This window comes from Ectothiorhodospira lacustris, assembly GCF_022227845.1.
Lineage (GTDB): Bacteria > Pseudomonadota > Gammaproteobacteria > Ectothiorhodospirales > Ectothiorhodospiraceae > Ectothiorhodospira > Ectothiorhodospira lacustris.
Genome location: NZ_JAJNQN010000015.1, coordinates 19,417 through 45,044 on the forward strand (window position 1 = coordinate 19,417; position 25,628 = coordinate 45,044).

Genomic DNA, 25,628 nt, shown 5'->3' on the forward strand with positions numbered 1-25,628 from the left:
CCTTGGGACCTTGCCTGAAAGCCGGTGAGGGATACCCAATCACTGCACGTGATGGTAGAGTTCACCTGTTGTCTTAACGTGGGCAAGGCCGGTATAGCTCAGCTGGTAGAGCAACTGACTTGTAATCAGTAGGTCCCGGGTTCGACTCCTGGTGCCGGCACCATCTTGGTATGATTTTTCCTTGCCCAAAGGTGCGGACCTTACATGGAGCTGCGGCCCACCCGTTGACCTTATGCCTCCCGTATGCTCCCCTTGTGCCTCCCGTCAGCCGTTCAAGCTGCTCGAATGGCCTGCTCCGGTTCGTCTGCCCCTTAGACACTGTCAAAAAAATCGACTATCCTCAGCCGTAGGGCTTGAAAAGTGTGAGCTGCGTCACATAGTATGTGTGACACACGTCATATAAGTCCGTGGCATGGTGTAAAGGACGGCAGGTATCGACATACCTACCGTCACTCCAGGATCAGGTTGATCACCGCGTGTCACCCAAGCAAGAGAGAGGTTTGGGTATGGGCAATCCAGCAGAAAATAGGGTGTTGGCTACCGTCGTCGACAGCGCAGAATATGAAGTTCAACCTCAACCCGGCGTTCGTAACACATCCCACAGTGGGCTGAGTTCGGCTACGGCGGGGATAAAGCGGCCGGTCAGGGTCAGGCACGGTCATATCAATATCCTCGGACGGGATATCTCCACCCCGGTCATTTTCCTGGCCTCCGCCGAGGCCCTGGTCTTCGGCCTGGCACTTCTGGCCGCCTGTTTCATCAAACTTCCGTTTCCACCGCCCCTCCCGGCCGTATTGGACATCATCTGGTCCCTGCAGATGCTGGCCTTTGTTGTGCTGGGCATGGTGGGTATGCTGAGTATGGGCCTTTACCGACGGGGATTCCGCGGTGGCGCCAACGCAGTGGTACTACGGATCCTGGGCGCCGCCCTGCTGTCGGTCGCCATGATGTCCATGCTCTTTTATGTCTTTCCGGACCTGTACTTTGGTCGTGGCATCATGGCCATCGCCATGGGCCTGGCCATTCCCGGCATATTGGTCACCCGTTTCGGCATTTTCCGGCTGCTGGCTCACGATGCCTTCAAGCGGCGGGTGCTGGTACTGGGGGCGGGGGAGTCTGCCCAACTGTTCAATCGCCTGCGGCGCAAGTCCGATCAGGTGGGTTTCATCCTCGTGGGGTTTGTGCCCAGACCCGGGGAAAAGACCAAGGTGGCCAGTGATTCCACGCTGAGGCTGGACACCCCGTTACCCGAGTTCGTGCGCAGTCATCACGTGGACGATCTTGTCATCGCCTATGATGATCCCCGCGGCGGCTTTCCGGCGGAGGAGTTGATGCATTGCAAGATGCAGGGTCTGCATGTGCTGGACATCGCCGACTTCTTCGAGCGGGAGGCGGGTTTGCTCAAGCTGGATATCTTGCGTCCCTCCAGCATGATCTTCGGACGGGGCTTTCGCCAGACCCTCTATCAGCAGTATGCCAAGCGCGCACTGGACGTGGTCACCAGTCTGGCCATGCTGGCCTTTGTCTGGCCCTTCATGCTGATCTGTGCCGTCGCCGTCATGATCGAGAGCAAGGGGCAGGGTTCGGTCGTCTTCCGCCAGGTGCGCACCGGGCAGCATGGCAAGCCCTTCACGCTGTTCAAGTTCCGCAGCATGATCATGGATGCTGAGAAGGACGGCGTGGCCCGCTGGGCCCAGAAATCCGATCCCCGGGTCACCCGCTTTGGTGCCTTCATGCGCAAGACACGACTGGATGAGTTGCCCCAACTCATCAACGTGCTGCGCGGCGACATGAGCTTCGTCGGTCCACGGCCCGAGCGCCCCGAGTTTGTGGAACAACTGGGCGGCAAACTCCCCTATTATCACCATCGCCACTGGGTCAAGCCGGGGCTCACCGGTTGGGCCCAGATCCATTACCCATACGGGGCCTCCGAGAAGGATGCCTTCGAGAAGCTCAAATACGATCTTTATTATGTGAAGAATCAGAGCATGTCCCTGGATCTGCTGACCATTGTCCAGACCGTGGAAGTCGTTCTCTGGGGCAGAGGCTCGCGCTGACAGCGGTCAGCCTTCACGCTCCCCCGCAGGCATCGTTCTCCCTCACCCCGACCCTCTCCCACGCGGGCGGGGAGGAGGGATGACCATGGAGGTTTCCCGTGTCCCTGGGCGTGACCGGATACGCCATCGCCGCCACCGGCTTTTTCGCTCTGCTGGCCGTGCTGCTGATCGGCTGGCAGCGCCGCCTGCAGGGCGCCTTGCTGATCCTGGCCGCCGCTGCCGGCATCCTCTGGGCGCTGACCCTGGCCGCCCAGGCCGCTTGGCCCGAACGCATCCCCCTGTTCCTTGCTTTCCCCGCCGAACTGCTCCGGGATGCGGCCTGGATCGGATTTCTCTGGGGGTTGCTCTGGCAGGCACGCCCCGGCACGCCCTCATCCCCGGCAGACGCCGCGAATACTGATCCGGGTCGTCCTCTCATCTTGCTGGGTGTGGCGGCATTGCTGCTGATCCTGGGGCTATCCATCTACCTGCTGCTCCATTCCATGCTGCCGGAGGCCTGGATGCGCGGGGATGTCCTCCTCGGCGGCAAGCTCTTGCTGACCCTCATTGCCCTGTTGCTGGTGGAACAGATCTACCGCAATACTTCCCGGGAGGGGCGGTGGGCGATCAAATATCTGTGTCTCGGTGTGGGAGGCATCTATCTGTTCGATTTTTACATGTACGCCGAGTCCCTGCTGTTTCGCAACGTGGATGCGGGTCTGTGGGAGGCGAGGGGATTCATCAACGCTTTGGTAGTGCCCCTGATCGCCGTGTCTGCCGCCCGCAATCCCCGGTGGTCCCTGGATGTCTATGTCTCTCGGGGCATGGTCTTCCACACAGCCACCCTGTTGGGGGCCGGTGTCTATCTACTGCTGATGGCGGCGGCAGGCTACTATCTGCGGGTCTTCGGCGGTGAATGGGGCAAGGTATTCCAAGTCGTATTCCTGTTTGCTGCCCTGGTGAGCCTGTTGGCGCTGGCTGCCTCCGGGCGCCTGCGCGCTCAGTTCAAGGTCTTTGTCAGCAAACACTTTTTTAACTACAAGTACGACTATCGGGAAGAGTGGCTGCGTTTCATCTCCACCCTGGCCGACGAGACCCGGCATGAGGCCCTGCCCACCCGGGTGATCCGCGCCCTGGCGGATATCGTCGACAGCCCCGGTGGGCAGCTGTGGATGCGCAGCGGCGGTCGGCATTTCACCCAGATGGCCCAGATCAACATGGCCGAGGCCGGCCACCATGCCGAGCCGATGGACGGCAGTCTGGCCTGCTATCTGCTGGACACGGGCTGGGTGCTGGACGTGGAGGAATGCCGGTCCGAACCCCACCGCCATCCCGATCTGCGGCTGCCGGACTGGATACGGCACAGTGAACGGATCTGGCTGCTGATTCCATTGAAACAAGGGCAGGAATTGCTGGGCTTCGTGGTGCTGCTGCCCCCCAGGGCCCACCGCACCATGAACTGGGAGGACCGGGACCTGCTCAAGACCGCCGGGCTTCAGGCCGCCAGCCATCTGGCCCAGATGCAGGCCCTGCAGGCCCTGTCCGAGGCCCGGCAGTTCGAGGCCTTCAACCGGCTGTCCGCCTATGTGGTGCATGACCTGAAGAACCTGATCGCCCAGCTGTCCCTGGTGGTCAGCAATGCCCGACGCCATGGCGACAATCCGGCCTTTCTCAAGGATGCCATCGGCACGGTGGAAAACGCCGTGGAGCGCATGAACAAGCTCATGCTGCAGTTGCGTACCGGAGATCCGGGGCGTGACATGGCGCCGGTGGATGTGGCACTTCTGGCCGCCCGCGCCGTGGCGCAGGCTCAGGGGCGTGCACCGATGCCGGAACTGGCTCACAATGGAGCGCCGATCCCGGTATTGGCTGACCCGGAGAGATTGCTGTCCGTGATGAATCATCTGATCCAGAATGCCCAGGAAGCCACGCCGCCCGAGGGCGAGGTGAGGCTCAATCTCCGGCGTGACAGCCGCCAGGCTTACCTGGAGATCCGCGACAGCGGCACCGGCATGACGGCCGAGTTCATCCGCGAACGCCTGTTCCGGCCCTTTGATACCACCAAGGGACTCACCGGCATGGGCATCGGCGCCTATGAAAGCCGTGAATTCGTTCGCGCCCTGGGGGGGGATCTGGAGGTGTGGAGCGAACCGGGCGTGGGGTCGCGATTCCGGATCAGTATTCCTTTGGCCCAGGAACAAGAAGAAGCCCCTCTCCCGCTCGCAGAAAAGCAACCAGACCACGGCCAGTGAGGCACCCAGACGTTGACCGGAAGCACTCAGCAAAATCCCGTACTTCTCCTGGTGGAGGACGACCCCGGCCTGCTCAGTCAGCTGCGCTGGTGTTTTGACGACTTCGAGGTCCTGACCGCTCAGAACCGGGAGGAGGCCATTGCCCAGTTGCGTCGCGGCGAACCCTCCGTGGTCACCCTGGACCTGGGTCTGCCGCCGGATCCGGGCGGTGCCACCGAAGGTCTTGCCACCTTGGAGCAGATCCTCTCCCTGGCCCCGGAGACCAAGGTGATCGTGGTCACCGGCAACAACGACCGCGACAACGCCGTCAAGGCCGTGGCCCTGGGGGCCTACGATTTCTACCAGAAGCCGGTGGACGCGGACATCCTCAATCTCATCGTCAGGCGTGCTCACCGCCTGTTCGAACTGGAAGCGGAAAACCGCCGCCTGTCGGCCCGCCAGGCCACCGAACCCCTGCCGGGCCTCATTGCCGCCAGCCCGGAGATGCTCAAGGTCTGCCGCACCGTGGAAAAGGTGGCGCCCACCGATGCTACTACCCTGCTGCTGGGCGACAGCGGCACCGGCAAGGAAGTGATTGCCCAGGCCCTCCATGGGCTGAGTCGCCGCAATAAAGGCCCCTTCGTGGCCATCAACTGCGCCGCCATCCCGGAAAACCTGCTGGAAAGCGAACTGTTCGGCTATGAAAAAGGCGCCTTCACCGGTGCCGTCAAGCAGACCCGGGGCAAGATCGAGTACGCCGACGGCGGCACCCTGTTCCTGGACGAAGTGGGCGACCTGCCCATGCCTCTGCAGGCCAAGCTGCTGCGGTTTTTGCAGGAGCGGGTCATCGAGCGCATCGGCGGCCGGGGAGAGATCCCCGTGGACGTACGGGTGGTCTGTGCCACCCACCAGGACCTTTCCACCCTCATTGCCGAGGACCGGTTCCGCGAGGACCTGTTCTACCGTATCAGTGAAATCACCATCCATATCCCGGCCCTGAAGGATCGTATCGGTGACGCCCACCTGCTGGCCCGTGTGCTGTTGGAACGATTTGCCGGCAAGCAGGGGCGTACCATGCGCGGTTTCTCACAGGATGCCCAGAGCGCCATCGAACGCCATGACTGGCCGGGCAACGTGCGGGAACTGGAAAATCGCATCAAGCGGGCGGTGATCATGGCCGAAGGCAACCAGGTGACGGCGGAGGATCTGGAACTGTCGGCCGACGGCGAAGACCCGCTCATGCTCAACCTGCGTCGGGTACGCGACGAGGCGGAAGGCAAGGCGGTGCGGCGGACATTGCAGATGGTGGGGGGCAATATCTCCCGGGCGGCTGAACTGCTGGGGGTGAGCCGGCCGACGCTATATGATTTGTTGAAGAAGCATGATTTAGGCAAAGAGGATGCCTGAATCCGGCGTGCCCTACGATGGCGCCGGCCTGGACGCCGGATCCCTCGGCGCCCTTGTGCCGGATGTGGTCGAGCCGGTGCTCTATAAGGTGCTCTACAAAAGTGACCTGATCTGTCTTTCGAAGCGCAGGCCGGTGTCATGTTCCGCTACGATCCTGGCCCACGTTTGGGCGTTTTCCGCATAGTCGGGCACCTCAAGCAGTTGACTCGCCAGTCTGGCGATTCCCTCGGGAGAGACCTGTCCGGCGCGCATCCGTGTCCCCGTGCCGGATTTTTCAACACACATCATGTTTAGGTACTGATCCATGTTGTCGGCAATCCCGAGGATCGGCACGCCGGCGGCTAGCGCCTGCTGGGTGGAAAGGCTACCGCCGTTACAGATCATCAGCGATGATCGGGCCGCGGCCTCAATGCCCGGCAGGAAATCGGCAGTCAGGGCGTTGTCGGGGAGGTCGTTCAGGGTGCGGCCGGAGGTGGCGGCAATGACGGTTACGGGCAGGGCGGCCAGACCCTGCAGGATGCGGGGCAGGATCCGCTGATCCCCGGAACTGCCCAGGGCGACGTAGACGATGGGGCGGTCCTCCGGCAGCGTGTCCCACCAGTCGGGTCTGGGACTGTCCGGCGACCAGAGTATCGGACCAAGCCACTGATGGTTGGCCGGTAGGGAAGTGGTCGGCACAAATGCCGGGATGTCCGCATAGAGTGTCAGGTCAGCGTCCGTGTAAGCCTTCTGCAGGCTGCCGCCCAGGCTGGGTAGCCCGTATTCCCTGCGGATGGTATTGAGCCCCTGGGCATGCAGGGCAAAGATCGTGGGCTGTAGCCTGGAGAAAAACCACTCGGACAGCCCGACCCCGAACACCCGGGTGATCGGATGTTCGGGTAGCGGAAATTTCAGGCGTGAGTAGGGGGACCAGTAGGCGTTGGTGATGGTGACGTAAGGCACCTTGCAAAGGCGCGCGCTGATGCCCAGGGAGATCCGGAAGTCTCCCACGACAAGGTCCGGTCGAGTGGATTCCAGTAGTTCAAGATCCGAGCGTACGTAGTCTCGCAGGGTAGGCTTGTCGTAAACCGCTTTGCCCTTGGCAAGGTTTTCCAGAAAATCCCTCGAAGGAATCGTCCGCAGGGGGCGCAGATCCCCGGGCAGGGCATCGAAAAGTTTCAGGTAGCGGTCATCACAGGCAAATATGATCTGGTAGCGGGCAGGATCCAGGCCACGGGCCATCACCATGGGGCGCACCACATGGGCCAGAGTGACGGATTCACCGACGAACAGGATGCGTTTCCTGTCCGCCTGGTGGTGTGCCGGCATTTTACTTTCCATCCCTGGACTGTGTGTTTTATCGGGATGGAAGATCGCGGTCATGAAGTAATTTTGTCGTGTCCGGAAGTCTTGAGCAATTTTGACAGGGGCAGGCGCAGGGACCGTGCCGCCGGATTGGGACCGTAGCCGACCCGGCCCATGAAGACTCCCTGGTGTACCGCGGTCTCGCCCGCCAGGGCCTGCAGATCCCGGGTCAGCCTGACGGCCCGCTCGATGGATTTGGGCACGCGGCTGAATTCTACCTGTTCATGCACATAGGATGCGAAGATCAGCGGCGTCATCTCCGGCTGGAATTGCAGGCCCAGTCGGGTTGCGGTCAGCCAGAAACGCTGCATGGCCCGGCCACCGGCAATGTAGTCGTCCATGGTGGTCAGCGGCTGTCTGGATACGATGATGAAATGCGCCCCGCAATTCAGGGCCGGGAGCAGGTCCATCTGCAGTCTTGGCAGCAGGGTGCCTCCCAGGTAGCGGTTGAGGAAATGAACCCGTTGCCAACTGGCCAGTGCCCAGCGCATCAGCTTCAACCCCAGGGGGTCCATGCCCAGGGCCTGATCGGGGATGCGCTCGGTGCTGTACTGCGCATTCCAGTCGATGATGCTGCTGTGGACCGGATAGGCCTCGGGGGTGGTCAGGCGGATCAGGGCGTTATCCCACAGCAGCCTGGCCATGCGGCGACGTTCTTTGGGCTCTTGCAGCCAGACTACGTCATGCTCCGGGCCCGCCGCCGCTTCCAGCGCGGCACGATGACGGGATGTAAGGGGGCGGCGCTGCATGGATCGGCGCTGGGTACTACGGGCCGCAATGAAGGGTGCCAGGGGATGGCTTCGTGCCGGGCTTTCGATCAGTTGCACGTCGAATGTGGGCCGGTTTTCAGGCGCATCCAGCCGTCGCTGGATGTCGCAACGAAATCCATGGGTAGCGGCGGCGATGTCCAGGGTTTCCAGCAATCCGCCCAGCGCGATCTGGCTGGCACGGCCCCGCAGGTCGTAGATCACATGGTCACGGGTGTCGTGGCCGTGAATGGTGAAGCGGGTGTCGTCGTGAATCTCGAAACGCCAGGGCTGGGTGTTGTCGCCGCTGGGGGCCCAGCGGGCCTGGGAGAGGATGGTAGCCAGCGGCTTGGGCAGTTCGGGTGTGGCTGCGTCCGTGGATGCCTGTGTCTGGGTTGACAGTAGACGCGCCACCTGTCGGTAGCCGAGTTTGCATTTCAGGGTCTGCAGGGGGCCTCGGTTGCCCCAGTGCAGGCGGCCCCGGCGATACCGCGGGCGGTAGGCATCGAATACATGATAGTAGGGAGCCGGATGAATCGGCCCCCTGTTCAGCAGGATCTTCACCGCCTCGGTTCCGGTGACGCCGGCGCAGAGCTGACAGGCCATGATGGTGGAGGGACCGCGTTTTTCAGCCAGATTCAGGCGTTGCGGGTCGACCAGATAATCACGATGGAAGCCTGACGGCGTGAGGCCCACCAGGAAGTTCACATATTGCTGTTCCACCGACAGCCCCGCCATGCGGAAATAATCCTCAAAACTCATGCCATCCGGGGTGAATATCAAATAGGCGGTACCCATGCCGATGGGGCCCGCGGTGATGGCGGGGATGCCCAGTTCGCGGCATCGGGCAAAGACTTGCGCACGTATCTGGGGAGCAAAAAAATCCAGCCCGTCCACGAACAGATCCACGCCCTCCAGAAAGGCATCGAGATTGTCCCCCTGTACACCCTCATTGAATACCTTCAGGTCCAGGGCCGGGTTGATGTCCTTGGCCATGTGCGCCAGCACTTCCGCCTTGGGGTGATCCAGGGTGCTTGTCATGGCCCCTGCCTGACGGTTGAAGTTGGCCTGCTCAAAGACATCCAGGTCGGCAATATGGAAGGCGCCGATGCCCAGTCTGGTCAGGGTGAGCAGGTGCGTACCGCCCACACCGCCCATGCCGGCGATGGCGATGCGCTTGCTTTTCAGCAGGATCTGTTCCGTTTCGGTGAGCCAGCCCAAGTTGCGTGAAAAGGCCGTCTGGTAATCGAAGTCCGATACGCTCATTCTGCTTCCCCAGGTGGTACTTAAGGCTGGTTTTTCATGTCAAGGCCCATGGGGTGGTCTCCTGCACGGATCATGGTGCCCAGTTCATCCTGGGCCAGATTGTCGCGCAAGGTTGCCTCCACCCGGTCGTACAGCTGTCGCATGTCCGAGTTGAAGCCCTGCACGATGCCTTCGGCCCGAATGTAGTAGGCCGTGCGGGTGCCGTGATAGTCAGTGGGTTCACCGATCTGCTCCAGAGGGATGCCCATGCGCATCAGGAGTTTCGCAAGCCAGTGCTCCACCATGATGAACATGTTGGGGCGGCCCACCAGCAAGGCAATGGCGGGGGAGGCGCAGATCATGGCCATGCTGACCAGGGGGTAGGTACGCATCTCCTCTTCGGAGGGCAGATCGAGCTTGTCGGGCAGGGCACCGATGCGGGTTTCGGCTTCCCTGGGGCGTCTGCGGAACTCGGGGTGTGCCGCCAAGCGGGAAATTTCACACAGCGTGTCCCTGGGCGTGCGGCGTGGGTGTCGGGGATTGCCGGGGGCCAGGCTGGCTTGGCAGTACTTTTCCAGCGGCATCATGCCATCGGGATCTTTCAGCGTGGGCAGGACGACCCGCACACAACCGGCGACGATCTCCTCGTCTGCCATCCGCTTTTCCTTGTTGTCGCCCTGGTAGATCGCCATGCAGTGGAGCGACTGGATATCGAAGCTGTCGCGCTCCAGGCCATCGGGGCAGTCATCGGGGTTTTCAAACCCGAATTCCTTCACGTAGACGTCATATCTTGCCCGTTGTACGGCTCGGAGTTGTTCCGGGGTGCGGGCGAAATCGAGGCGGAAATACTTGAAGAAGTGGTCAATGGCTAGCATGGGGCGGTTTCATAGGTAAGGCGTGAATGGGCAGGTTCGGTGCGGTGATCGACCCCTTCTGAAATCCTGCTACGTATCGAACGAGTATATACCCGCCCGGAAAGTTACGCCGTCTCCAGTATCCAGGTGGGCGTTTTTCCGGTCGATGCCCGTGCGATGGTTTGCGGTGTATCTGGGAGTGAGAGCAGCTCACGACCCTCTCCGACGGGGGAACCCCGGCGGAGGTCTAATAGATCATCCGGGAATTAGCCTCTTCCCTGGTAGCTTTTCCGATCTGTGATCTACGTTTGGCTTGCAAGGGGGTCATCTGACTACACTCAATGCGCCCTTAAATTACGCAAAGTTGACCAAAATGATCGAGAATGACTACGAAGTTGTCGTTGCCGACACGAGGGAGACGCGTCGTATTCACCACCGGATCCGGTATCAGGTGTATTGCCTGGAAACCGGGTTTGAAGACCCCGCGGCGCATCCGGATGGAGAGGAGAGGGACCTCTGGGATGAGCATTCGGTTCATTTCCTGGTTCGACATCTGCCTTCGGGGCAATGGATAGGTACCATGCGGCTTGTGCCCCGTTTGGCGGGTGGGTTACCTTTCCAGAGGCTTATGGGTGATCAAGGATGCGGTGATCTTGGCCGTATTGACGGACGGGCATGGGAAATCTCCCGTGTATGTGTGCCATCCCGATTCCGTCGCCAGCAACAGCCCGGGGAGTCGGCGACCCATAAATATAGCCGGCAGAGCGCAAACCATGCACACGAGGATGGCATTTCCTTGGGCAGATCAGGTCATGGCGGAAAAAGTCGTCCGCCTTACTTCTGGTCAGCTGGCCTGGATGGTGGAGAGTGCCTAGACTCAAGGGTATGGCGCGGAAGCATGGACGTTCGTGAATATCCTTTAAAAACAGTGATATGCTCGATAAATGATGAGGTTGGCATGGAAAAGGTGGATGGCGCTGCAGTCATCTGGGCAATGTTTAAGGCCGCCATCAGCTATTCGACTAGGAAAGACGCGGCTTCGCTGTATTTTCTCGTAAGGCCTGCACTTGCCCGTATCGTCCAGCGTGGCGGTTTTTCAATCCATCGGGTCGGAGGGCCTTGCCAGTATCGTGGGGTGCGTTTCGCATACCGGGCAAACTTGCAGGAGCCAGCCAATATGCTATGTTCCGGAGATAAGGCCAGTGTCGGCGGGGCAATGCCGGTGATGCAGGCTTCCTCGTGACTCGTGTACGCTTAAATGTGCGGCGCACCCTGTTTCCCTTTAGTTTGATCTGGCGGATTGAGTCTTTGGGGCGATCAAGTTGAAAATGCGGCTGTTCTGAGCCGCTCGGTATGTTAAAAATTGTGTAAGAATCATTTCTTTCAGCGATGTTATTCAATGGCCCATTTGAGTGGTCCGGTTGCTTAGGTTTTTGTTCAACTGAGGTGAGGCTCCATTTGGTGACTAAAAATCCTGCAAAGAGTGTTTCAAAGGGTGTTTTTTCTTCCACGTATGCACTAATTCTCACGGTCGCAGTTTTGCTGTCCGCCGTGGGGTGTGGCCAGGGAATTGATTCTGCACAAAACCATGTCAATCGTGGGATTGAGTTCGAAAAAACCTTTGACTGGAGATCGGCCTCGATCGAGTATCGAAACGCATTGCAGAAGGATCCAGGCCATGCGGAAGGACGCTACCGCTTGGCGACGACCATGATGAAAATGGGGGACTATGCCTCGGCTGAGGCAGAGTTCAGGCGCGCTCGGGATCTTGGATATGATCCGGATCAGATAAGGCTGCTACTGCTTGAAGTGCTTCTGGAGCAAGAGCGATTCGGTTTAATCATGGATGAAATCAGGAGCATCGAAGAAACGCCTGATCACCAGAAGCCCATGCTTGAAGCTTATCGTGGGTTGGCGCTTCTGGGTATTGGTAATATTGATGCGGGTGAACTTGCGCTTCGCCAGGCGCTGGAGATGGATGCCAGCCTTTCAAAGGCCCACCTCGGATTGAGTCTCGTTGAGTTGCGAGTGAATCGTGACGCTAACTCAGCACGAGAACGGATTAACAAGGCTATTGAAGCAGACCCCGGCACATCGCATGGTTGGCGAATGCTCGGCGAACTTGAACAAGTGTTGGGTCGCCATGAAGAAGCTGAACATGCTTTCAGCAAGGCCATTGAGATTCAAGGTAATGTGATTCTTAATCTGGCTAGGCGCGCACTTTCCCGGGTTCAACTGGGCAGGCTTGCAGATGCTCGTAGCGATCTGGACATTGTTGCATCAAGTGGACTGGCAGGTCATTATTTTGTGAGCTACGTTGATGGCTTGGTTTATTTTAACGAAGGTAGATATCAAGACGCTGTCAGATCTTTTGAGGCTAGCTACAATGCTTCACCATCCCATGTGCCTACCCGCATTTACCTGGCGACAACACGCATGCGTCTGGGGCAGATGGAGCAGGCGCGTCTGCATGCCCGATGGCTGTATGCGAATGTCCCGGATTTGCCTGTTGCAGGACACCTGCTGGGCGTGGTGCGTTACACGAGTGGTGAATACGAAGCGGCGCGAGATTTTCTGGAAGTACTACTTGCTCAAGCGCCTGATGATGTGGAAATTTTGAGCCTTTTGGGCCAGATAGCGCTTAAGGGCGAAGATCCTGAAAAAGCCGCGCAGTACTTTTCCCGTGCACTGGCGATCCGACCCGGATCCCATGAACTTCAGCGCATGCTGATGATTTCCAGGTTTGGGTCGACTGGTTTTCTTGATGACGAACTACCGACCCAGACTACAACAGGTGAAGAGCGGACATATTCTCACCAGTTCACGAGGGCGCTTCACTCATTTAACTCAAATGATTTCGAGGGGGCACTGCTGGCCGCGCAACAGCTTCACGAGAGATATCCCGATAGGGTTGACCCGGTCAATCTCATAGCAGCAGTTCATTTTGCACTTGGTGACTGGGATGCCGGAAAACTGCATTTGAGAAAGGTGCTTGAGTACAGACCGAATGACTTCAATACGTTGATGAATCTGGCTAGAGTTGAACTCTCTTCCGGTAATCTTGAGCAGGCTAGGGTTTTGCTCTCGGATCTGGGGGTACGTCATCCGGGTGATGAAAATCTGACCCTTTTGAGATACCGATTAGAGGAAGAGGCGGGCGGCACCAATGCTATTTTGGTGCTGGAGGATGCGCTGAAAAGTAATCCTCAGGCTGGGATGGTGAGATCACGACTTGCAAATCACCATCTGGAAGCTGGAAATCTTAGGGAGGCACTGGCGCTCACCGATGATGTCGATCGAAGCGCGCTGGTAAATTACCCGGTGCTGCTCGAAATACAAGGGAAAGCAGAAATGCAGCTGGGAAATATTGATGAGGCAATCCAGAGCTTCGGTGAATGGGTTGCAATTGCGCCCAGCTCGCCAGAGGCGAGATTATTTTATGCGGATAGCCTGGCAAGATCGGGTCGCCTAGATGAGTCTCAGGCGATCATAGCAGAAGCACTTGAATTGGCCCCGCTTCATCTGGGAATTCGTATTGCACATATCAAGATGCTTGCGGCCTCAGGAGAGGCAGCGCGTGCTGAAGCTGAACTTACCGCACTTCGTACGGATTTCGGTGATCACCCTGAGATAATGGGTGTCGAGGGTTGGTATGCCTTAGTTGTGAGGGATTTAAGCCGGGCTGAAACAGCCCTCCGGTCGGCCTTGAAGCAAAGCCCTAATGCTGAATTGGTAATGCTCTTGAGTAATGCGCTCTGGCTGAAAAATGATTATACGGATGCCATCTTTGTGATGCAGGAATGGGTGGACTCAAACCCCGCTGATATTGGCTTACTTATGCAGTTGGCAGGTGCATATGTGGCACTAGATAATGAGACTCAGGCGATCTCTGTGTATCAGCGTGTCTTGGTGCTGCAACCTAACGCGGTCCCGGTCTTGAACAACTTGGCGTGGCTGAACAAGGCTAGGGATCTGGGGCAGGCCAAGCATTATGCCGAAAGAGCAATCTCTCTCGCCCCTGATGATCCCTTCGTTTTAAGTACTGTGGGCATGATTAGACTTGAGGAGGGCGATGATGAAGCTTCTTATCGATACTTGCGTGAGGCTGTTGAACGTGCGCCCGATAATCTTGAAATTCGCCTGAATTTGAGCAAGGTACTTGTTGCAAGAAAATCATTTGACCAAGCGCGTGATTCCTTAGGCTCGATCATCGAGGAAGGGCAGGGAGGGGCGGTTGTTGAAGAGGCTAAGGCGTTGCTTGAGGCGTTGTAGTCGTGTGTGTTCTTATGTTTCAATGTAATCTCGGTATCACAAGTGATGCTTGTGGTCTACACTTTTTAAAATGGCCTAAAAATCCAGTTTTTCTATGGTATCAGCTGCTAGTGAAGGGGCGTCCCATTCTTGAATATGCTTTGAAAATTTCAGCGCGGAATTGCGTTGTTCGTTTGATTCCAAGGTATCTGAAATGGCCTGCAAGAGAATCTCTGGGCCGGATTTCTTCACTTGCTTGAGAGTAAGGTTTTGACCTAAGCCTAATTGATGGACTCGCTTGCCTCCATAGTTTTGCTCTGCATGGGTGGATACAACAACACATGGGAGTCCATGTGAGAGCGCTTGATAAAGCGTCCCGTTTCCTCCATGGCAGCAGACGAGATTGCAGTACGGAAGGAGCTTTTCTGTGTTCACATATTTCTCCAGATAAACTCCTCCCGGTAATGCATGTCTTTCATCCAGATCTGCGCCGCCCCCGGCAATGATGAATTGAATGCCGTCCCGGGTTAATGTTTCTAGTTTGTTGACAAGATCAATCAGTCCTTCGCTGCCAAGGCTCAAATAGACTACCGGTCGCTCAGGGTCCATCTGCTCGAGGCATGTGGGCGCGGGAAGCGTGTTTCTCCATGTGAGCGGCCCTATGAAATGGTAGTCTGCCGGTAATTTTTTTGCGGGATTGAATTGCGGAATGTCTGCCAGCAATGAAAGATGGCTGCCAGCCTCGTGTTCATATGCAAAAAGCGTGGATAAACCATAACGTTTTCGAATACGGTTCAGGCCTCCCATGACAATGCGGTCATATATGATTTTTTCGATGATGTTTTCCACTGCATCTGCCGTTTCCCAGAGAATCGAATTCTCCCTTCCGCTCCACTGCCTGTAACTAAAAAAAGGAATGCTCCTATAATTGCTCATGTGCGTGTTCAATATTGCTATGGAAGGAATGCCTGCTTTTTCAGCTGAAGTTCGTGCAGTAGGTCTGTTATCGATCAGCACCAGTTCAGGCTTGTACGCATGATATAGTGACCGTTCTGCATTCATGAAGCCTTCCAGTTCTTTTTCCTTGTAAAGCTCCCAAAGCCTCTGTGTGCGTACGGCTTGTACAATCCGCTCAGCGGAAATATAGGGGAGTTCTTTGAACTCGAATCCATCTCTTTCGACCAGTTGCAGATATTTGCCCTGTCCGGCGAAGAGGATTTCATGTCCGCGTTTCTGAAGAATCTTTGCAACCTCCAGTAGCCTGGAAACATGGGCAAGGGCATGGGCATTGGGCAGGGCCAGTATTTTCATTGGTGTACTTACTCGATGGCAAGGAAGGATTTTGATCTCAAAACTGGGCGTAGTACGCAGCCATTGCGCTACCTTGCTTTAATATGATGCGTTCGTCAACAGGATGCTTCCAGAATATGTCGGTTCGGTGGGTTTGTATGGCTGATATAAAGTGAGTGGCCTGTGTCAATGATTAAGGGTGGTTTATGAGACCTATCACTATTAAACAGATTGCGGTTTTTCTCGTGCTTTTCGGGCTGGCAGTATGCCTTGGGAGTTTAACGGTGTGGATGATGCTCGGGAGTATGCCGCTGGGGGATTTTCGAGGTGTCATACTCATAATTTCTGGTGTTGTATTCATTTATCTATGGTCGTTTTTGATCTATAGAATATTTCTTTGGCGCGTACCTCTTGGTGTTGGGAAGATCCTGCCCGGCTCTAGGGAGGAGTTCTCTGCTCAAGTTAATATTCTGTTCTATCTTGTCTTGTTTAATTCGCTTATTAGAACCCATTTCATTCCTGTGCCCGTGATGCGACTTGTATATCAGGCCCTAGGGACCCGAATGGGGAAAAATAGTTACAGCGCGGGAGTGATTCTTGATCCCCCGCTTACCGAGATCGGTTCAGATACTATCATCGGTCATGGTGCGGTGCTCTTCAGTCATGCGATCGAAGGCGACAGATTCGAATTAGCTTCAATTCGGCTCGGCAATAATGTGACCATCGGTGCGACCGCGGTGATTATGTCAGGTGTGAATGTCGGTGACCGTGCGATAGTGTCGGCGGGTTCCGTCGTGCTTAAGCACACTCAGATCGGGCCCGGTGAAATATGGGGTGGTGTTCCAGCTAGAAGACTCCGTTAGGCGGACCCTTTGTGCATCGGGTAGCGAGGCGACGTTACCGCCGCCCCGCTACCCGACCCCTTTGTGCCCGGTTCGGTAAGTTCCACCCCGTGGAATGCGTGCTTGGTTGGCTGTGTCGGAAGAATTTACGAATTCAGTTGCCCAATCAAGGCATGGCGGTGGTTTTTTTCTTTATATTTCTGATTTTTATAAATTTTTTATTTCTGGCTCGGAATGTGCTTCAGTTTTATCCCAAGAGTGTTTTGCTTGGAGAACCGGCTTAACCTCAATTGCTCAGATTGTTGCTGAGTGGTCTGACTCGAATCACTTGTTAGGAGATTGACAATGACTGTTAAACGATCGGCCTTGGCCACCGCAATCGCAGGGTGCTTGGTGGTGGGTGTGTCTTCCCCTGTAGCCGCTGCTGTCTATGCCGGCTCCAAGCTGGATATTTCGGATTTTCGAATTGTAATTACCGCGCCGCCCCAGGACGTCATTATTGGAGATAACTATACGTTTTCGACCAATGCTGACGCCACTTTGAATGGCGCTACCATTGGTGATTTCAACCAGTGTGTAGGCGGTACCTGCGGCGTTGCCAATCCTGTTATCACCTCTGTGGCAAGTGTGCCTGGTGCGCAGCGCTTGGCAGGAGACTTTACTATCTTTGGGCCTGGGCTCGGCAATAGTTACTCGACCGCAGCTTCGGAAATCACTACTTCGGAGTTAACTTCTGCGGGAGCGGATCCCAGCCGTGTGCAGCAGATTTCCGAAGTGAGTGTGGTCGGGACGGGTGCGGGTGCGGCAGATACTTCTGTTGACTCCGAAACCAAGCTGGAGTTCAACTTTACCATCGGTCAAACAGCGGATTTGTTACTGAACTTTACCGCCTACTCATTCATGCGGACTTTTATTGATACCCTGGATGCGCTGAGTTTTAATGCTCAGGTGCGTCAAGCTTTTACCCTTGGTCTTGAAGGTGACGGCCTTATGGAAGGTTTGTCGTGGACCCCCACGGGCGCTAACTTTGTGGCAGGATGTTTCCCGGGCGATGTTCCTGCCGGAGTTTCATGCACGGCCCTCGACGGTTTCAATCTTAACTCTTCCTTTGGCTTGCCTGCCGGCGTGCCGCCGCTGGACACCGAGAGAGAGCGGACGGGTGACTTTGCCTTATCCATACTTGGACTCGGTGCTGGGAATTATACCTTGACCATTGGGGCAACCACTTTTGCCTCCGTCCGCCAGGAAGTGCCTGAGCCGGGTGTTTTGGCATTGTTTGGCCTTGGGCTTGCCTTCCTTGGTTTTGCCGCTAATCGCAGACGGTTCTCATGATGTAAGTCGGGTAGATGCTTGATGGAGTTTCAAGGGACTCAGGGATGAGTCCCTTTTTATTTTTAGAGGTTGGTTTATGTCTCAGGAAATATTTGAGCTTGATGGTGCGAACAAGAAGTCCGACTCTACGATGGATGTTTATTTGAGTTAATAAATTCATTCGTGATTCGGCGCAATGCCAACGCTCTTGCGTCGTTAGGTGCTAAGCGACTGCCATGGTCTAAATAGCGTCTGAGACGCATCATATAACCTTCATCCCAGCCTATTTTATTTTTCATGTAAAGCAAAAGTGCTTGAGCCTCACACAAGTGGAAAGTACTTGACTCCGGTGCCAGTCGTGCCCCTCTTTCGAAAATTCGAATGGCCGATTCATAATCGCTCTTCATCATGGCATGACGGCCAGCGTTATATAGTTCACGCAGCGTGGAATCCTTCCCCACCTTCTCAAGGTCAGGATTTTTCCCAAGCTGGGAAGCTCCTGCAAGAGCGCCTTGCTTCAGTAATTGCAGAATCAGGCTTGGATTGAGGCTCCTGCCATCCTGGATGATGGGAAGGGCTGGGACTTCACTCAGGGCGTCCTCCTTTTTGGCGGGTCGCACCACGAGGCTATACATGACGGGGATGACAAAAAGAGTCAGGATGGTTGATACCATAAGTCCCCAGACGATGGCGCTGGCAAGTGGCCCCCATATGAGCGATTTTCCACCTAAGCCGATGGCCAGCGCGAATAGACCCGCGATGGTTGTTGTAGAAGTGATGACGATGGGGATAAGGCGACGACGTGCCGCAAAGAATGCTGCATGCATGATCGACATGCCTCGTCTTTGCCGGTCGTTGGCGGCGGAAATGAGAACGATGGCATTATTCACGGCAATGCCCGCTAGAGCGACTACGCCATATAATGTAAATACACTGAGTGGATTTTGTGTGGCCAGTAATCCCAAAAGAACTCCTGTCAGTGCCATCGGTACCACGGCGATTACAATCAAGGGTTGTATGTAGCTACGAAACTGTGTGCCGAGGATGAGGTAGATCAGTAGTAATCCAAGCATAAAAAGCCAAGTGATCGCTTCTATGCTTTCTAGAATATCATCAAAGTCACCGGACAGATCCAGGTCGACATTTGGGTGGCGATCAGCGTAAAGATCGCGCCAGTCATTAATTATTCTTCGGTTGACACTGGCCACGTCCATGATTTTTTCATCTACGCTTGCTTCCACGGTAATGGTGCGGCGGAGGTTAAAGTGCCTGATATTGCCTTCCCCCCGAGTGATTTCATGGGTGACCAGCGCTCCCAGTAGGATGTTGCCTCCTTCCGGCAGGCTTACTGGGGTATGCAGAAAGCTATCTATATTTCTGAGGGCTTCGGGGGTGGCGCGCACGCGGACATTGAGTGTTTCTCCTCTATCCCGCATGCTCGCAACTACCTCGCCATCCGTGAATAGCCTTAGGTCGCGAACCACTTGTGCCGGATTGAGTCCTGCGCGCATTATTGCGTCCGGATTCAACTGCAATGAGAGCTCCATTTGTCCTGCGAATGCGTCGTCAGTAACGTCATAAGCCGCCGGGATATCACTTAATATGTTCATAACATGGTCGGCGGCTTCACGAAGTTCCGCCATGTCATTGCCGCGTACTTTGATGCTGACAGGCTTTCCTAGTGGCGGGGCGCCCGTAACCTGTCTTTCCAGGCCGATCGACGTGGGTCCAGGTATCTCGGCGGCAGATTTACGGGCAATCTCCATGACGGCATCTATGCTGCGCCCGTTCCTCCGCTGAGGATGTAGACTAACCATGATCTGACCGACGGAACCAGCATAGAAATCCTCTCGCATCGTGAACTGCACGCCGGCATAGCTGATGATTGAATTGAGTTCACCTGACAGGAACTTGTCGGAAATAGCCCCTTCAATTTTAAGTGTGGCTTGCAGTGTCCTCTCAATGGGCGTAGCCGAGGGCATGTTCACGTTGATATAGAATAGTCTAGCTGAATCAGTTGCAAAAAATTCCGTACGAATCAGGCCCGTGATCACGCTTGTAAGTGCAAGGAGCAGGAGTAGCGTAACTGAAGAAAGGGCTAGTTTTGGGTGCCGCAAGGCTTGAACGAGCAGCCTTGCATACCCTGTGCGTCCCCTGCGTATGATAGTTTGCCGTAACCGGCCGCTTCGGGTCATGGCATCCGGTTTGGGGCGCGAAGTAATGATATGGTTGGGAAGCATCCAGAACACTTCTAGGAGGCTGAGCAGCAGTGCAACAGCGACAACGATGGGGGCGACTCTCATGAAGTCGCCTAGTACTCCCGGTACCAGCATAAGGGGTAAAAAAGCGGCGATAGTAGTCAGTACGGCAGCTATTACGGGCGCCGCAACTTCATGAAGCGCGTCAAGAGCAGCTTGCAGTGGCGGCATCCCCGATTGAACTCGGTAATGAATCGCTTCAGCGACCACCACCGTGTCATCGACCAGCATGCCCAGTACAATCACCAGTCCGAGCAGGACGATGATATTCAAGGTTTGACCGATCAGGCCAAGGATCAGAAATGTTCCAGCCAGGGCGAAGACAACGCTCAGGCAGGTGGCAAAGGCAATTCGGGAGCCGAGGAGTAGCCATGTTGTAAACAGAACGAACAGTAATCCGAGCGCGGCATTACGCTCCATGGTGGCGATTGCCACGCGTGTTGCCAGTGTCTGGTCGTCCAGAAGTACCATTTCAACGCCGGTAGCCGTGCTTAACCGCTTGTTATAATCACGCAGGTAGCCGTTGATTTCCTCGAGTAACTCAATGGAGTTGACATCGTCTTTCTTAAATATCGTCAAGATGATTGCGGGCTGATTCTGAAATCTGGCTAAATGATCCGGATCTTCCTTGCCGCGAAGGACCTCTGCCACGCTCCTTAGCGGAATTTCACCATGGCGGGATATCAAGGGGAGATTGGCCAGGTATTCAGGGTCATTATCCGTCCCTCGAAGCCTGACAAGCCATTCCTGTTCGCCAAGACCAATGCGCCCGGCGGCGAGGTCGCGAAAATAGGCTTGGACGGTGTCGGCGATATCCGACGGTGTCAGCCCAAGGCCCATCATTGCGGAGGGTTCAAAGAGAACCTGAAGCTCCGGTTCCTGCAGGCCGATGGTATCAATACGGTCAATACCTGCGTGTCGTTCAAGGTCCTGCTGGATCAGCTGCGCCTGAAAGCGCAGGTTTTCGTCTTGCCCCTTGCCGACTACGGCGATCAGAGTGGTTGGAAAAGCGTTGGCGCTGGACGCTGTGGTGATGCGAGGGCGCCTTGCCTCCAGGGGCAGAATTGATTCCACATTCTGGACTTCACGGCGAATATCTCGCACACGTTCTTCAAAGACACGATCTCTGATGTTTTCGAAGCGAACCAAGACCAAGGAGATGTCCTGTCGACTGGTGCTGGAGATGAAGCGGATGTCGGAGACTCGTTCCAGCGCACCCTCTATGACATCCGTGATCTGTTGCTCGATGTCCGAGGCGGAAGCCCCTGGCATGAACGTCTGAATGCCGACCCAGTTCAGATTGACAGTGGGATCCTGTTGGCGAGGCAGGCCAAGATAGGAGACTAGGCCGAGAAGCAGGGCAACAAGAAAAACCGCATTGGCAAGGAAGTGGTTTTCCAAAAAACTGCGAAGCATGGCGCACTCCGGTCAGCGGGGTACGATGCGGACGGAATCTCCATCGCGCAACGCGAATCTGCCGTCAATGATCAATGGCGTATCAATAGGAAGATTGAGCGGTGGTGGCTGCCCCTCCCGGATTCCCTCAAGTGGGATGAACCGCGCTTCCCCGTCTGCAACGGAAAAGACACCTAGGCGATCATTCCTGCGCACCAGTAGGTCAGCTGGTGCATGAATTTGGTGTGAGACCCACTCAATTCGACCCACTTGACCGGGTCGCGCTCTGTGCTCGGTGAACCTAAAGCGTACCGTGACACTGCGCAGACGTTCGTCCACCATGGGCAGTTCGGCCCGGATATCGACTGGGTAAACCTCTCCGTCAGCTACAAACCTGATCGCACCGGATGACACAAGCGTCGGTAGATCCTGCTGCTGGATATTACCGCTGACCTCCAGTTCCTGCAGGTCGAGAATACGCGCGATGACTGTGCCTGCTTGGGCCAGCTCCCCGACGCTGCCTACCCGTTCAATGACCACTGCCGTAAAGGGGGCGCGAATTTCACACCGATTCACCCTGCGCTGGGCGGTGCGTTCTGCCGCCTGCAGTCGGGACACTTCGGCGCGGTTTCGTTTGGCCTGCGCATCACGCTCGTTGAGCACCTCTGCGGAGAGTGCCTGTGAACGCGCCAACTGCTGTGCCCTTTGAAGCTGGAAATCAGAAAATTCGGCATTAGCACGGGCGGCTTGGGATAAGGCCCTCGCCTGTTGAAGAGCGAGGGTATGTTCCTCGCAATCCAGGCGTGCCAAGACGGTGCCGGCATCGACCTCTTCACCGGCACGAACCGTGATCTCCTGAATAACGCCGTTGATCTCGGCGCTTACGCGGGTGTCGTTCAGGCTGACAGTGCTGGCAGGGGCGCTGTGCACAGGGAAAAAACCCACTTCTCCGAGGGTTTGGGTGGTGATGGGGCGGGAGAATTCGCTCGAAGCGTTGAGAAGGGGAGGTGTCAGCCAGAGGCACGTTAGCATAAACAGCAGTAATAACCGTGTTCTGCTTAACTTCATGCGCCCCGATAGTCGAATAATGAACATGGTATCCCGCGCCCTCTGATAAAGCTTGCTGGCAATGGTCAATCATACTCCATTACATCGAATCTGCGATTTTCCGGTGTCGGCAGCTGTTTTTAGGACTGGAGAGCGGTCTGTCGGTCATTTTGACGTCTGGTGGAGAATGTTGGCGCCAAACTTTCCCTCTCATAGAGGCGGGTTTTTTATGTTATTGTTTTTTATGGGCTTTATTTTTTTTGGCTGAAGTTTCCGGATTTCCCTCACGCTGCGAGCGCCAGTAGCCGCGAGATCAGGGTATTTTGTGGTGATTTTGACGAATCCGGGCAACGGATACCAAAATATAGTGGACCCCGATATCTAGACAGCAGTTTAAGCTCTGAGTGGGGGGCTGGAAACGGCGGTCCAAGCGCTCTGGAGATTGGTGGGGGCGGTGCCGAGACTACGGTGATCACCAACGGTGACGCGATCACTAATGTATGGATTACTCACGAGAATAATCCGATTTTCGAGACTTCCGGCCCCTTTCTGGAATCCGTCAATATACTCTCGACCTTGACTCTGACCCCGGATCCATTCGGTGGTGCAGCAACGACGCTCACGTTCCCCGTCACTTTTTACGAAACACCGAATGCGGCCAATCCGTGTGCCGATGGTACTGCAAACAATCAGGGTGTGAATGTAAATGGTTGCGCCGATATTTTCGTGATCGATCAGGATACCCTTGATGTCATGTTTGAATACGAAGGCTACTGGTATGGTTTGAGCTTCTTTGGCGGGATCCTTGCCGCTGGCATTGCACCAGAGTCCGATATTTCGGCAAGTGCCTTGGGGCTGACGCCGGGGCTGGATGTGCTGAGTGATGCGGCTTGCTCCAGTGTGGCGACGGCAACTGGCAATATTGTGCCTTCGGGTTGCCGTGGATGGTTGACGCCGGAGGAGCAGACCACCACTTTCCTGTTTGCCACCAGCATCCTCGCACTGGATCCGTCCCCTGTGCCCGAGCCGGCAACGATTGCTCTGATGGGGTTTGGGTTGGGCATGCTGGGCATGATGTATCGCAGAAGGGACAGATTCTCTGTCTGATGCTATTGTACGGGGTCTGTAATGGGCCCCGTTTTCAGAACTCACGCCAACCCATATTGCCTTAACTTCTTTCGCAACGTCCCCCGGTTCAACCCCAGATACTGCGCCGCCCGGCTCTGGTTGCCGTCGCAGTGCCTGAGCACGGAGGCCAGCAGGGGGCGCTCCACTTCTTCCATCACCAGTCGATAGACGTTGTCCGGCTCGTGGCCGTCCAGGTGGGCAAAATAGTCGTCCAGGGCCTGGTGCACGGCCTTGGCCAGGGTTTCGCTCTCTCCCTTGACCTCGTGATTCATGCGGCAATTTCCTCGCCTTGGGGGAGCGACTGGAAGTAGCGGGTGATCAGCTGTTGCTGAGTGGCACGATCCGGGGCGCGCAGGATGCGGGGGCGCCAATCGGCGGCGCCGGGGCGGCCGTCCAGGTACCAGCCGATGTGCTTGCGGGCGGTACGCACCCCCAGGCTTTCCCCGTAGAAATCGTACATCCGGCCCAGATGGGCCTGCAGCAGGTCATGGACCTGGGCCGGGGTGGGATCGGGCAGATGCTTGCCGTGGGTCAAGTGGTGCTGGATCTGCCGGAACAGCCAGGGACGGCCCTGGGCGCCGCGGCCGATCATGAGGGCGTCGGCGCCGGTGATCTCCAGTACCCGCCGGGCCTGCTCGGGGGTGCGGATGTCGCCGTTGGCGATGATGGGGATGTCCACCGCCTGCCTGACCCGGGTGATGGCCTGGTAGTCCACGGTCCCCTTGAAGCCGCAGGCGCGGGTGCGGCCGTGGACGGTGAGGGCCAGGATGCCGTGATCCCGGGCCAGACGGGCGATGTCGGGGGCATTGATGTGATCCCGGTCGACGCCGAGGCGGATCTTGAGGGTGACGGGCACCGGCACGGCGGCGACGACAGCCGCCAGGATGCGGGCCACCCGGGGCGGGTCGGCCAGCAGGGCGGCACCGGCGCTGCGGTTGACCACCTTGCGGGCGGGACAGCCCATGTTGATGTCGATGATCTGGGCGCCCAGCTCGACGGCGGCCCGGGCGGCCTCGGCCATCATGTCGGGGTCATAGCCGGCGATCTGGACGCTGCGGGGGCCGATCTCGCCCTCCTGGTCCAGGCGCAGGCGGGACTTGGTGGTCCCCCACAGGCTCATGTCCGAGTGGACCATTTCCGAGACCGCCAGACCGGCACCTTGCTGTCGGCACAATTGACGGAAGGGGCGGTCGGTGATGCCCGCCATGGGCGCGAGGATCAGTGGCGGGTCGACGGTGTAGGGTCCGATATGCATGGGTCTTGAAGGGCGTGATGCGTGGTTTGCGCCGGACCAACCATGATACCCAGTGGGGGGCAGGGTATAAAGCCCTTGTTCCCGGGCGGGGCAGGGATATGTTGTTCAGGGGGCGAGGAATCGGAATTCATAGGACACCGCCGCGGGTCCCGGATCCCCCACATCCAGGCGGATGTCCGCCGGTTGTGACGGCGGCATGAGTCCTTCCGGGGGGTGGACCAGATAGGTCTCGGGGGCAAAGCGCCGTGCCGCCATCGGGTTGCCCATGATGTCCATGAAGATCATCTCCAGGATCGGCCAGGGCTGATGGAAGTCGGCCCGGTTTTCCAGGCGGCCGGTGATCATCAGGGCGCCGGGATGACCGGGATGGCTGTGTACCTGACGGCTGATCAGGTGCAGTGAGGCGGGGTCGGTGCGCGGCGGCAACGGGCAGCCCAGCAGGTCGCAGGCCTGGCGTACCCAGGGTTCCAGCTCGGGATGTGCCAGTAACTGTTCGCGTTCCTCGTAGGCCAGCTGGGCCATCAGGGCCAGGATCAGAAACAGGCAGGCCAGGCCCCAGGCCAGGGTGCTGCGCAGGGAACGACGGGGTGGGTGCGCGACGGTCAGGTCATCCTTTAGGACGGCCGGGATCATGGCGGGGGTCGTCGGGACCGAGGTGGGTGCAATATCCCGGGTCTCGTTCCCGGGTGGTCGTCGCCGCGGTGGTTCAGGGGAAGCGTCGGGGGCACCAGGACCCGGTTTGTCACGGGCGACGGCGCGGGGCGCCTCTGCGTCCTGGAGGGAGACGCCGAACGCGCCCAGGTTCAGCTTGCGGGGGCGTTCTCCGAAGTCCGGCTGAGCCAGGTCCTCCACGGGTTCGTTCTGGGTGGTCCGGATATCGAATACCTGACCGCAGTCGCCGCATCTCACCTGGCCGCCCCAGGCCTCCCGTTCCGCATCGCTGACGTGGAACCGGTGCCGGCAATGGGGGCAGCAGGTGAGCATGAGG

16 protein-coding genes, 1 tRNA gene and 2 pseudogenes are annotated in these 25,628 nt (G+C 57.2%); 10 read left to right on the forward strand and 9 right to left on the reverse strand.

From position 1 onward, the window contains the following. The first annotated feature begins 87 nt into the window (after positions 1 to 87). The 4 genes from LQ956_RS11345 (at position 88) to prsR (ending at position 5,674) form a co-directional block, all read left to right on the forward strand. Positions 88 to 163 (forward strand) — tRNA-Thr (locus LQ956_RS11345). Between the two features lie 370 nt (positions 164 to 533). Further along, the gene (locus LQ956_RS11350; protein WP_238622472.1) at positions 534 to 2,057 is read left to right on the forward strand and encodes a TIGR03013 family XrtA/PEP-CTERM system glycosyltransferase; all 1,524 of its coding nucleotides are present in this window, start codon (positions 534 to 536) and stop codon (positions 2,055 to 2,057) included. A 98-nt stretch (positions 2,058 to 2,155) separates the two neighbouring features. Beyond that, a complete protein-coding gene (prsK, locus tag LQ956_RS11355; protein WP_238630041.1) occupies positions 2,156 to 4,288 on the forward strand; it encodes an XrtA/PEP-CTERM system histidine kinase PrsK in 2,133 nt (710 codons plus the stop codon). 12 nt (positions 4,289 to 4,300) lie between these two features. Then, positions 4,301 to 5,674: a PEP-CTERM-box response regulator transcription factor gene (gene prsR / locus LQ956_RS11360; RefSeq protein ID WP_238622470.1), complete on the forward strand. Its 1,374-nt coding sequence runs from the start codon at positions 4,301 to 4,303 to the stop codon at positions 5,672 to 5,674. A 93-nt stretch (positions 5,675 to 5,767) separates the two neighbouring features. On the opposite strand, the gene LQ956_RS11365 is transcribed toward prsR, so the two are convergent. The 3 genes and pseudogenes from LQ956_RS11365 to LQ956_RS11375 form a co-directional block, all read right to left on the reverse strand. After that, positions 5,768 to 6,982 (reverse strand): glycosyltransferase, encoded by a 1,215-nt coding sequence (locus LQ956_RS11365; RefSeq protein ID WP_238622469.1) that lies wholly within the window; start codon positions 6,980 to 6,982, stop codon positions 5,768 to 5,770. A gap of 1,184 nt (positions 6,983 to 8,166) precedes the next feature. Beyond that, positions 8,167 to 9,030, reverse strand: a pseudogene (locus LQ956_RS15115) (ThiF family adenylyltransferase); the annotation flags it as partial. Between the two features lie 20 nt (positions 9,031 to 9,050). Further along, positions 9,051 to 9,884: a PEP-CTERM/exosortase system-associated acyltransferase gene (locus LQ956_RS11375; RefSeq protein WP_238630039.1), complete on the reverse strand. Its 834-nt coding sequence runs from the start codon at positions 9,882 to 9,884 to the stop codon at positions 9,051 to 9,053. A 352-nt stretch (positions 9,885 to 10,236) separates the two neighbouring features. On the opposite strand from LQ956_RS11375, the pseudogene LQ956_RS11380 reads away from it, so the two are divergent. From LQ956_RS11380 to prsT, 3 genes and pseudogenes are all read left to right on the forward strand, one after another. Then, positions 10,237 to 10,575, forward strand: a pseudogene (locus LQ956_RS11380) (GNAT family N-acyltransferase); the annotation flags it as partial. Positions 10,576 to 10,761: 186 nt separating this feature from the next. Further along, positions 10,762 to 11,106, forward strand: a complete 345-nt coding sequence (locus LQ956_RS11385; RefSeq protein WP_238630050.1) for a hypothetical protein — start codon at positions 10,762 to 10,764, stop codon at positions 11,104 to 11,106. A gap of 218 nt (positions 11,107 to 11,324) precedes the next feature. Beyond that, positions 11,325 to 14,135: an XrtA/PEP-CTERM system TPR-repeat protein PrsT gene (gene prsT, locus LQ956_RS11390; RefSeq protein WP_238630038.1), complete on the forward strand. Its 2,811-nt coding sequence runs from the start codon at positions 11,325 to 11,327 to the stop codon at positions 14,133 to 14,135. Positions 14,136 to 14,210: 75 nt separating this feature from the next. Here the strand turns inward: prsT and LQ956_RS11395 are convergent, their stop codons facing one another. Next, positions 14,211 to 15,425, reverse strand: coding sequence for a glycosyltransferase (locus LQ956_RS11395; protein WP_238630037.1), 1,215 nt, complete (start codon positions 15,423 to 15,425; stop codon positions 14,211 to 14,213). A gap of 185 nt (positions 15,426 to 15,610) precedes the next feature. On the opposite strand from LQ956_RS11395, the gene LQ956_RS11400 reads away from it, so the two are divergent. Then, a complete protein-coding gene (locus LQ956_RS11400) occupies positions 15,611 to 16,267 on the forward strand; it encodes a DapH/DapD/GlmU-related protein (RefSeq protein ID WP_238630036.1) in 657 nt (218 codons plus the stop codon). Between the two features lie 324 nt (positions 16,268 to 16,591). Beyond that, complete coding sequence (locus tag LQ956_RS11405; protein ID WP_238630035.1) at positions 16,592 to 17,578, forward strand: EDSAP-1 family PEP-CTERM protein; 987 nt, start codon at positions 16,592 to 16,594, stop codon at positions 17,576 to 17,578. Between the two features lie 125 nt (positions 17,579 to 17,703). On the opposite strand, the gene LQ956_RS11410 is transcribed toward LQ956_RS11405, so the two are convergent. Together LQ956_RS11410 and LQ956_RS11415 are read right to left on the reverse strand one after the other, a co-directional pair. Beyond that, on the reverse strand, positions 17,704 to 21,231 hold the full coding sequence (locus LQ956_RS11410) for an efflux RND transporter permease subunit (protein ID WP_238630034.1): 3,528 nt from the start codon (positions 21,229 to 21,231) through the stop codon (positions 17,704 to 17,706). 12 nt (positions 21,232 to 21,243) lie between these two features. Beyond that, positions 21,244 to 22,347 carry an efflux RND transporter periplasmic adaptor subunit gene (locus LQ956_RS11415; RefSeq protein ID WP_238630033.1) on the reverse strand — a complete coding sequence of 368 codons (1,104 nt, stop codon included), beginning with the start codon at positions 22,345 to 22,347 and terminating at the stop codon, positions 21,244 to 21,246. 264 nt (positions 22,348 to 22,611) lie between these two features. Here LQ956_RS11415 and LQ956_RS11420 point away from each other — a divergent pair, with 264 nt between their 5' ends. Then, positions 22,612 to 23,364 (forward strand): THxN family PEP-CTERM protein, encoded by a 753-nt coding sequence (locus LQ956_RS11420; RefSeq protein WP_347402223.1) that lies wholly within the window; start codon positions 22,612 to 22,614, stop codon positions 23,362 to 23,364. 41 nt (positions 23,365 to 23,405) lie between these two features. On the opposite strand, the gene fis is transcribed toward LQ956_RS11420, so the two are convergent. The 3 genes from fis to LQ956_RS11435 form a co-directional block, all read right to left on the reverse strand. Then, entirely contained in the window at positions 23,406 to 23,657 is a 252-nt protein-coding gene (gene fis, locus LQ956_RS11425; protein WP_238622873.1) for a DNA-binding transcriptional regulator Fis, read from the reverse strand. After that, positions 23,654 to 24,640 carry a tRNA dihydrouridine synthase DusB gene (gene dusB / locus LQ956_RS11430; RefSeq protein WP_238622872.1) on the reverse strand — a complete coding sequence of 329 codons (987 nt, stop codon included), beginning with the start codon at positions 24,638 to 24,640 and terminating at the stop codon, positions 23,654 to 23,656. The genes fis and dusB overlap by 4 nt, the downstream gene beginning before the upstream one ends. 105 nt (positions 24,641 to 24,745) lie before the next feature. Continuing rightward, positions 24,746 to 25,624 (reverse strand): zinc-ribbon and DUF3426 domain-containing protein, encoded by an 879-nt coding sequence (locus LQ956_RS11435; protein WP_238622871.1) that lies wholly within the window; start codon positions 25,622 to 25,624, stop codon positions 24,746 to 24,748. Positions 25,625 to 25,628 lie beyond the last annotated feature (4 nt).

Excerpts from the sequence above, each read along its gene's own strand:
- LQ956_RS11365 (WP_238622469.1), bottom strand. The coding sequence starts at position 6,982 with ATGCCGGCACACCACCAGGCGGACAGGAAACGCATCCTGTTCGTCGGT.
- LQ956_RS11375 (WP_238630039.1), bottom strand. The coding sequence starts at position 9,884 with ATGCTAGCCATTGACCACTTCTTCAAGTATTTCCGCCTCGATTTCGCC.
- LQ956_RS11385 (WP_238630050.1), top strand. The coding sequence starts at position 10,762 with ATGGACGTTCGTGAATATCCTTTAAAAACAGTGATATGCTCGATAAAT.
- LQ956_RS11395 (WP_238630037.1), bottom strand. The coding sequence starts at position 15,425 with ATGAAAATACTGGCCCTGCCCAATGCCCATGCCCTTGCCCATGTTTCC.
- LQ956_RS11400 (WP_238630036.1), top strand. The coding sequence starts at position 15,611 with ATGAGACCTATCACTATTAAACAGATTGCGGTTTTTCTCGTGCTTTTC.
- LQ956_RS11405 (WP_238630035.1), top strand. The coding sequence starts at position 16,592 with ATGACTGTTAAACGATCGGCCTTGGCCACCGCAATCGCAGGGTGCTTG.
- LQ956_RS11410 (WP_238630034.1), bottom strand. The coding sequence starts at position 21,231 with ATGCTTCGCAGTTTTTTGGAAAACCACTTCCTTGCCAATGCGGTTTTT.
- fis (WP_238622873.1), bottom strand. The coding sequence starts at position 23,657 with ATGAATCACGAGGTCAAGGGAGAGAGCGAAACCCTGGCCAAGGCCGTG.
- dusB (WP_238622872.1), bottom strand. The coding sequence starts at position 24,640 with ATGCATATCGGACCCTACACCGTCGACCCGCCACTGATCCTCGCGCCC.
- LQ956_RS11435 (WP_238622871.1), bottom strand. The coding sequence starts at position 25,624 with ATGCTCACCTGCTGCCCCCATTGCCGGCACCGGTTCCACGTCAGCGAT.